This window comes from Burkholderia sp. (genome assembly GCF_018375725.1).
GTDB lineage: Bacteria > Pseudomonadota > Gammaproteobacteria > Burkholderiales > Burkholderiaceae > Burkholderia.
In genome coordinates, this window is the sequence record NZ_JAHACR010000372.1 from 1 (window position 1) to 3,679 (window position 3,679).

At 67.0% G+C, this 3,679-nt stretch carries 4 protein-coding genes; all 4 read left to right on the forward strand.

Features of this window, described 5'->3' with window-relative positions:
- Nucleotides 1-1,033 (forward strand): 3-oxo-tetronate kinase (gene otnK, locus KH616_RS22905; RefSeq protein WP_292252185.1); only part of this gene is annotated, 1,033 nt, incomplete at its 5' end.
- Entirely contained in the window at nucleotides 1,030-1,668 is a 639-nt protein-coding gene (locus KH616_RS22910; RefSeq protein ID WP_292252186.1) for an aldolase, read from the forward strand. The genes otnK and KH616_RS22910, both read left to right, overlap by 4 nt.
- A gap of 97 nt (nucleotides 1,669-1,765) precedes the next feature.
- Nucleotides 1,766-3,091, forward strand: coding sequence for an MFS transporter (locus KH616_RS22915; protein ID WP_292252187.1), 1,326 nt, complete (start codon nucleotides 1,766-1,768; stop codon nucleotides 3,089-3,091).
- 59 nt (nucleotides 3,092-3,150) lie between these two features.
- The coding region (locus tag KH616_RS22920; protein WP_292252188.1) for a TIM barrel protein at nucleotides 3,151-3,679 on the forward strand (529 nt) is incomplete at its 3' end.

Consider the following 3,679-nt stretch of genomic DNA (forward strand, 5'->3'; position numbering starts at 1 on the left):
CTTCAAGTACTGCTCGACGTTCGACTCGACCGACGCCGGCAATATCGGTCCGGTCGCCGATGCGCTGCTCGACGCAGCCGGCGGCGGCTTCACGATCGCGTGCCCCGCGTTCCCGGAAAACGGCCGCACGATCTATCGCGGCCACCTGTTCGTCGGCGATCTGCTGCTCAATGAATCGGGCATGGAAAACCATCCGCTCACGCCCATGAAGGACGCGAACCTCGTGCGCGTGCTGCAGCGTCAGACGGAATCGAAGGTCGGCCTGCTGCGCTACGACGCGATCGGCCTGGGCGCCGCCGCGGTGCGCGCGTCGATCGAACAGCTGCGCGCCGAAGGCGCGCGCTTCGCGATCGCCGATGCGCTGTCGGACCGCGATCTCTACGTGCTCGGCGAAGCGTGCGCGGATCTGCCGCTCGTCACCGGCGGCTCGGGCATCGCGCTCGGCCTGCCGGCGAACTTCCGGCGCGCCGGGCTGCTGCCCGAACGCGACAACGCTGCGTCGCTGCCGGCCATCGACGGCTTCTCGACCGTGCTGGCCGGCAGCGCGTCGAAGGCGACCCATGCGCAGGTCGCCGCCTGGTGTGCGCACCGGCCCGGTTTCCGCATCGATCCGCTCGCGGCATCGCGCGGCGAGCCGGTCGTCGAGCAGGCGCTCGCGTTTGCACGCGCGCATCTGCCGGAGCCGGTGCTGATCTACGCGACCGCGACGCCCGACGAAGTGAAGGCTGTGCAGCAGGCGCTCGGCATCGAAGCGGCCGGCCATCTCGTCGAAAGCACGCTTGCCGCGATCGCACGCGGGCTGCGCGCGCTCGGCGTGCGCAAGTTCGTCGTCGCGGGCGGCGAAACGTCCGGCGCCGTCGTGCAGGCGCTCGACGTGAAATCGCTGCAGATCGGCGCGCAGATCGATCCGGGCGTGCCCGCGACCGCGACGATCGACAACACGCCGCTCGGCCTCGCGCTGAAATCCGGCAATTTCGGCGCGGTCGATTTCTTCGACAAGGCGCTGCGCCAGCTGGAAGGAGCGGGCCAATGAGCGTCGAAGCGAAACTGCGCGAGGAAATCTGCGTCGTCGGCGCAAGCCTGTACGCGCGGGGCCACGCGGTCGGCAGCGCGGGCAACATCAGCGCGCGTCTCGACGACGGCTGGCTGATCACGCCGACCGACGCGTGCCTCGGCCGTCTCGATCCGGCCGGCATCGCGAAGGTCGACCTGAACGGCCAGGCGGTATCGGGCGGCAAGCCGTCGAAGACGCTCACGCTGCATCGCGGCATCTACGCCCGCAACGCGGAAGCGAACGGCGTCGTCCATACGCATTCGACGCACCTCGTCGCGCTGACGCTCGCCGGCGTGTGGCGCGACACCGACGTGCTGCCGCCGATCACGCCGTATTACGTGATGAAGGTCGGTCACATTCCGCTGATTCGTTATCGCCGTCCGGGCGACCCGCAGGTCGCGGCCGAAGTCGCGGCGCTCGCCGACCAGGTGCGCGGCGTGCTGCTCGAACGCCTCGGCCCGGTCGTGTGGGGAACCTCCGTTTCGCAGGCATCCTATGCACTCGAGGAACTCGAGGAAACGGCGCGCCTCTGGCTGATGACCGAACCGAAACCCGAGCCGCTGTCCGACACGGCGCTCGACGAACTGCGCGAAGCCTTCGGCGCGCGCTGGTAATCGCAAGCCCGCCGTGTGCGCGGGGCAATCCACCCGCACACAACAATCGATCCGGCGGCGTACGCGCCGCCGGCAATGACTACCCTTGGAGACGACGATGACCTATCTCGACGCGGCCGCAGGCCGTCCACAGGCGGCAACCGCCAGCGCGGCCGAACTGGACCTGACCTACAAGAAAGTGTTCTGGCGCATCGTGCCGTTCCTGATGCTGTGCTACGTGGTCGCCTACCTCGACCGCGTCAACGTCGGCTTCGCGAAGCTGCAGATGTCGCAGGATCTCGCGTTCAGCGAGACTGTTTTCGGGCTCGGCGCCGGGATCTTCTTCCTCGGCTACTTCCTGTTCGAACTGCCGAGCAACCTGCTGATGCACCGTATCGGCGCGCGCATCTGGATCGCGCGGATCATGATCACGTGGGGGCTTCTGTCCGGCATGTTCGCGTTCGTGCAGACACCGACGCAGTTCTACGTGCTGCGTTTCCTGCTCGGTCTCGCGGAGGCCGGCTTCTATCCGGGCGTGATCCTGTACCTGACATACTGGTTCCCGTCGCACCGCCGCGCGAAGATCATCGCGGTGTTCATGTCGGCGATTCCGGTATCGGGGATCTTCGGCAATCCGCTGTCGGGCTGGATCATGCAGCGCTTCCACGGCGGCGCAGGTTTCCACGGCTGGCAATGGATGTTCGTGATCGAAGCCGTGCCGGCCCTGCTGATCGGCATCGCGACGATCCTGTATCTCGACAACAGCATCCGCAGCGCGAAGTGGCTGAACGACCGCGAGAAGCAGTTGCTCGAGGACGAGATCGCCGCGCAGCCGCAGGAAAAGGAACAGCAGACGCACTCGCTGAAGGCCGTGTTCGCCGACCCGCGCATGTGGTGGATGTCGCTGATCTATTTCGCGTTCGTCACCGGCCAGTACGGCCTGACCTTCTGGATGCCGACGCTCGTCAAGTCGACCGGCATCACCGACACGTTCCAGATCGGCCTGCTGTCCGCCATCCCGTTCATCGCCGCGATCGTCGCGATGAACGTGTTCGGCCACAGCGCGGACAAGCGCCGCGAACGCCGCTGGCATCTGATCGTTCCCGCGCTGATGGGTTCGGTCGGCTTCGCGGTCGCCGCTTCGTTCTCGCACAACACCGTCGTGTCGATTCTGTTCCTGTCGCTCGCCGCAGGCGGCGTGCTGACCTGCGCACCGCTGTTCTGGTCGCTGCCGACCGCGTTCCTCGCGGGCAGCGCGGCCGCGGCCGGCATCGCGATCATCAACTCGATCGGCAACCTCGCAGGCTTCGCGAGCCCCTACGTGATCGGCTATCTGAAAGACATGACGCACAGCACGTCGGCCGGCATGTATGTGCTGTCCGCGATGCTCGTGATCGGCGCGATCGCTGTCTGGCTCACGCCGGCCAAGCTGGTCAACCGCTAATCGACACCGGGGCGCGGCACTATCCGCGCCCCGCTCTTTCACCTTCAGGATCTGTTGCCATGCCTCGCTTCGCTGCCAACCTCTCGATGATGTACAACGAACATGCGTTCCTCGACCGCTTCGCCGCCGCCGCACGCGACGGCTTCCGGGCAGTCGAGTACCTGTTCCCGTACGACTTCTCCGCGGATGTGCTCCGTGCGCGCCTCGACCAGCACGACCTGACGCAGGCGCTCTTCAACGCGCCGCCGGGCGACTGGGCCGCGGGCGAACGCGGGATCGCGTCGCTGCCGGGCCGCGAGGACGAGTTCAAGCGCAGCTTCGACATCGCGCTCGACTACGCGCGCAGGCTCGGCTGCAAGAAACTGCACGTGATGGCCGGCCTGTTCGAACCGGGCCGGGATTTCGGACGCCATCGCGAGACGTACGTCTCGAACCTGCGGCATGCGGTGCAGGCCGCGGCCGTCGACGGCATCACCGTGCTGATCGAACCGATCAACCAGCGCGACATGCCCGGTTATTTCATCAGCCGCCAGGACGACGCACAGGCGATCCGCGCGGAAATCGGCGCGCCGAACCTGAAGGTGCAGT